2 tRNA genes and 3 rRNA genes are annotated in these 5,413 nt (G+C 53.3%); all 5 read right to left on the bottom strand.

Features of this window, described 5'->3' with window-relative positions:
- Positions 1-9: 9 nt before the first annotated feature.
- Positions 10-122 (bottom strand): 5S ribosomal RNA (gene rrf, locus AWB76_RS38270).
- Positions 123-241: 119 nt separating this feature from the next.
- A 23S ribosomal RNA gene (locus AWB76_RS38265) occupies positions 242-3,128 on the bottom strand.
- Between the two features lie 288 nt (positions 3,129-3,416).
- A tRNA-Ala gene (locus tag AWB76_RS38260) sits at positions 3,417-3,492 on the bottom strand.
- Positions 3,493-3,537: 45 nt separating this feature from the next.
- A tRNA-Ile gene (locus AWB76_RS38255) sits at positions 3,538-3,614 on the bottom strand.
- A gap of 62 nt (positions 3,615-3,676) precedes the next feature.
- Positions 3,677-5,210 (bottom strand): 16S ribosomal RNA (locus AWB76_RS38250).
- The 16S, 23S and 5S rRNA genes sit together here with 2 tRNA genes alongside, the layout of an rRNA operon.
- Positions 5,211-5,413 lie beyond the last annotated feature (203 nt).

Genomic DNA, 5,413 nt, shown 5'->3' with positions numbered 1-5,413 from the left:
GCATAAGGAGCCTGACGATTACCTACTTTCACACGGGAATCCGCACTATCATCGGCGTGGAGTCGTTTCACGGTCCTGTTCGGGATGGGAAGGGGTGGTACCAACTCGCTGTGGTCATCAGGCATGACTTGTTGTTGTGTCGTCCTGGGACGCCACAACCAATCTGGGAAGAAGTAGTTAGGGTGTGACTGTCGCACACGCTTTGGTTACTCAACCGATGGAAGGCAAACACACCGGTTATAGGATCAAGCCTTACGGGCAATTAGTATCAGTTAGCTCAATGCATTACTGCACTTACACACCTGACCTATCAACGTCCTGGTCTGGAACGACCCTTCAAGGGGCTCGAAGCCCCGGGGATATCTCATCTTAAGGCGAGTTTCCCGCTTAGATGCTTTCAGCGGTTATCTCTTCCGAACATAGCTACCCGGCGATGCGACTGGCGTCACAACCGGTACACCAGAGGTTCGTCCACTCCGGTCCTCTCGTACTAGGAGCAGCCCCCTTCAAATATCCAACGCCCACGGCAGATAGGGACCAAACTGTCTCACGACGTTTTAAACCCAGCTCACGTACCTCTTTAAATGGCGAACAGCCATACCCTTGGGACCGGCTACAGCCCCAGGATGAGATGAGCCGACATCGAGGTGCCAAACACCGCCGTCGATATGAACTCTTGGGCGGTATCAGCCTGTTATCCCCAGAGTACCTTTTATCCGTTGAGCGATGGCCCTTCCATACAGAACCACCGGATCACTATGACCTGCTTTCGCACCTGCTCGACTTGTCGGTCTCGCAGTTAAGCACGCTTATGCCATTGCACTATCAGCACGATTTCCGACCGTACCTAGCGTACCTTCGTACTCCTCCGTTACACTTTGGGAGGAGACCGCCCCAGTCAAACTGCCTACCATGCACTGTCCCCGATCCAGATCATGGACCAAGGTTAGAACCTCAAACAAACCAGGGTGGTATTTCAAGGACGGCTCCACCGAAACTAGCGTTCCGGTTTCATAGCCTCCCACCTATCCTACACAGATCGGTTCAAAGTCCAATGCAAAGCTACAGTAAAGGTTCATGGGGTCTTTCCGTCTAGCCGCGGGGAGATTGCATCATCACAAACACTTCAACTTCGCTGAGTCTCGGGAGGAGACAGTGTGGCCATCGTTACGCCATTCGTGCAGGTCGGAACTTACCCGACAAGGAATTTCGCTACCTTAGGACCGTTATAGTTACGGCCGCCGTTTACCGGGACTTCAATCAAGAGCTTGCACCCCATCATTTAATCTTCCGGCACCGGGCAGGCGTCACACCCTATACGTCCACTTTCGTGTTTGCAGAGTGCTGTGTTTTTATTAAACAGTCGCAGCCACCAGTTTATTGCAACCCTTTCACCCTCCTGGCGCAGGCCAGTCAAGCTACAAGGGCGTACCTTATCCCGAAGTTACGGTACCAATTTGCCGAGTTCCTTCTCCCGAGTTCTCTCAAGCGCCTTAGAATACTCATCTCGCCCACCTGTGTCGGTTTGCGGTACGGTCATCGTTAGACTGAAGCTTAGAGGCTTTTCTTGGAACCACTTCCAATTGCTTCGCTTCCGAAGAAGCTCGCGCCACGCCCTTGAATTGCGCACCCGGATTTGCCTAAGTGCCTTCTCCAACGCAGCGACCGGGACTTCCAACACCCGGACAACCTTCCGCGATCCGTCCCCCCATCGCATCTAACAATGGTGCAGGAATATTGACCTGCTTCCCATCAGCTACGCATTTCTGCCTCGCCTTAGGGGCCGACTCACCCTACGCCGATGAACGTTGCGTAGGAAACCTTGGGCTTACGGCGAGGGGGCTTTTCACCCCCTTTATCGCTACTCATGTCAGCATTCGCACTTCCGATACCTCCAGCATGCCTTTCGACACACCTTCGCAGGCTTACGGAACGCTCTCCTACCACACACGTATCTTTCAACGTGCATCCGCAGCTTCGGTGACTGGCTTGAGCCCCGTTACATCTTCCGCGCAGGACGACTCGATCAGTGAGCTATTACGCTTTCTTTAAAGGGTGGCTGCTTCTAAGCCAACCTCCTGACTGTTTTAGCCTTCCCACTTCGTTTCCCACTTAGCCAATCTTTGGGACCTTAGCTGGCGGTCTGGGTTGTTTCCCTCTTGACACCGGACGTTAGCACCCGATGTCTGTCTCCCGTGATTGCACTCTTCGGTATTCGGAGTTTGCTATGGCGTAGTAATCCGCAATGGACCCCACAACCATGACAGTGCTCTACCCCCGAAGGTGATACACGAGGCACTACCTAAATAGTTTTCGGAGAGAACCAGCTATTTCCAAGTTTGTTTAGCCTTTCACCCCTATCCACAGCTCATCCCCTAACTTTTCAACGTTAGTGGGTTCGGTCCTCCAGTACGTGTTACCGCACCTTCAACCTGGCCATGGATAGATCACTTGGTTTCGGGTCTACGCCCAGCAACTGATCGCCCTATTCGGACTCGCTTTCGCTACGCCTGCCTTAATCAGTTAAGCTCGCTACTGAACGTAAGTCGCTGACCCATTATACAAAAGGTACGCCGTCACCCCTTACGAGGCTCCGACTGTTTGTATGCATGCGGTTTCAGGATCTATTTCACTCCCCTCCCGGGGTTCTTTTCGCCTTTCCCTCACGGTACTGGTTCACTATCGGTCGATCACGAGTATTTAGCCTTGGAGGATGGTCCCCCCATCTTCAGACAGGATTTCACGTGTCCCGCCCTACTTGTCGTACACCTAGTTCTTCCCTCCTATTTTCGCTTACAGGGCTATCACCTGCTATGGCCGCACTTTCCAGAGCGTTCAGCTAATAAGAAGGATAAAGAGTACAGGCTGGTCCCATTTCGCTCGCCACTACTTTGGGAATCTCGGTTGATTTCTGTTCCTGCGGTTACTTAGATGTTTCAGTTCACCGCGTTCGCTTCGCTAGACCTATGGATTCAGTCTAGGATGACCCATGCGGGCCGGGTTTCCCCATTCGGATATCGGAGGATCAAAGCTCGTTTGCCAGCTCCCCTCCGCTTTTCGCAGGCTACCGCGTCCTTCATCGCCTGTGATCGCCAAGGCATCCACCACATGCACTTGTTCGCTTGACCCTATAACGAGTGTGTCTGTTTTCACTTCCACGCACGCTACAGGCTGAGTATTCGCGTTGTGCCGTATTCCAAGTCATCGTTAAGATCACTTTTCATACTTGATACAATCACTACCCTTGAATCACCTACTCGCACCCATCTCTAAGTGCTTTCGCGATTCTCTTTACTACTTCTTCCAGATTGTTAAAGAACGTTTAGCCGACAAGCTTACTTCCATGCTCGCAGCATCAACTGGCTTCAATCGCCAATGCGCAGCATTCAGTGACCTGAACACTGTGCATTGAGGATTGGTGGAGGATGACGGGATCGAACCGACGACCCCCTGCTTGCAAAGCAGGTGCTCTCCCAGCTGAGCTAATCCCCCAAGTCTCTCGCGTGCGTCGATCCGCCGACCGACCCGCCTTGACCGTGGTGGGTCTGGTTGGATTCGAACCAACGACCCCCGCCTTATCAAGACGGTGCTCTAACCGACTGAGCTACAGACCCAAAGCCTGTCTTAAACAACAGCCGATAAGCGTGAGCGCTTAATGTTGGGTGCGAAGCTCGAGAAAGGAGGTGATCCAGCCGCACCTTCCGATACGGCTACCTTGTTACGACTTCACCCCAGTCATGAATCCCACCGTGGTAAGCGCCCTCCTTTGCAGGTTAGGCTACCTACTTCTGGTGAAACCCACTCCCATGGTGTGACGGGCGGTGTGTACAAGACCCGGGAACGTATTCACCGCGGCATGCTGATCCGCGATTACTAGCGATTCCAGCTTCACGCAGTCGAGTTGCAGACTGCGATCCGGACTACGATCGGTTTTCTGGGATTGGCTCCACCTCGCGGCTTGGCAACCCTCTGTTCCGACCATTGTATGACGTGTGAAGCCCTACCCATAAGGGCCATGAGGACTTGACGTCATCCCCACCTTCCTCCGGTTTGTCACCGGCAGTCTCCTTAGAGTGCTCTTGCGTAGCAACTAAGGACAAGGGTTGCGCTCGTTGCGGGACTTAACCCAACATCTCACGACACGAGCTGACGACAGCCATGCAGCACCTGTGCGCCGGTTCTCTTTCGAGCACGTCCACCTCTCAGCAGACTTCCGACCATGTCAAGGGTAGGTAAGGTTTTTCGCGTTGCATCGAATTAATCCACATCATCCACCGCTTGTGCGGGTCCCCGTCAATTCCTTTGAGTTTTAATCTTGCGACCGTACTCCCCAGGCGGTCAACTTCACGCGTTAGCTACGTTACTAAGGAAATGAATCCCCAACAACTAGTTGACATCGTTTAGGGCGTGGACTACCAGGGTATCTAATCCTGTTTGCTCCCCACGCTTTCGTGCATGAGCGTCAGTGTTGGCCCAGGGGGCTGCCTTCGCCATCGGTATTCCTCCACATCTCTACGCATTTCACTGCTACACGTGGAATTCTACCCCCCTCTGCCACACTCAAAGCCTGCCAGTCACCAATGCAGTTCCCAGGTTAAGCCCGGGGATTTCACATCGGTCTTAACAGACCGCCTGCGCACGCTTTACGCCCAGTAATTCCGATTAACGCTCGCACCCTACGTATTACCGCGGCTGCTGGCACGTAGTTAGCCGGTGCTTATTCTTCCGGTACCGTCATCCTCCAAGGGTATTAACCTCGAAGTTTTCTTTCCGGACAAAAGTGCTTTACAACCCGAAGGCCTTCTTCACACACGCGGCATTGCTGGATCAGGGTTGCCCCCATTGTCCAAAATTCCCCACTGCTGCCTCCCGTAGGAGTCTGGGCCGTGTCTCAGTCCCAGTGTGGCTGGTCGTCCTCTCAGACCAGCTACAGATCGTCGCCTTGGTAGGCCTTTACCCCACCAACTAGCTAATCTGCCATCGGCCGCCCCTATAGCGCGAGGTCCGAAGATCCCCCGCTTTCTCCCTTAGGTCGTATGCGGTATTAATCCGGCTTTCGCCGGGCTATCCCCCACTACAGGACACGTTCCGATGTATTACTCACCCGTTCGCCACTCGCCACCAGGGTTGCCCCCGTGCTGCCGTTCGACTTGCATGTGTAAGGCATGCCGCCAGCGTTCAATCTGAGCCAGGATCAAACTCTTCAGTTCAATACCTGTTACTGTTTTCGGTTCATCTCTGAACCGGTCGCTCACTCAACGTACTGACGATGATTCATCCATCCAAAGACGGATAAACCTTCCTCTGATACTTCGTGTGAGACTCTTGATACTTTTGCTTTACCGGCTCCGAAGAACCGGCCGCACTCGCTATCAAGCGCCCACACTTATCGGCTGTTAGTTTTTAAAGAGCA

The sequence above is a fragment of the Caballeronia temeraria genome, assembly GCF_001544795.2.
Lineage (GTDB): Bacteria > Pseudomonadota > Gammaproteobacteria > Burkholderiales > Burkholderiaceae > Caballeronia > Caballeronia temeraria.
This window is presented reverse-complemented; position numbering and strand designations above follow the sequence as displayed.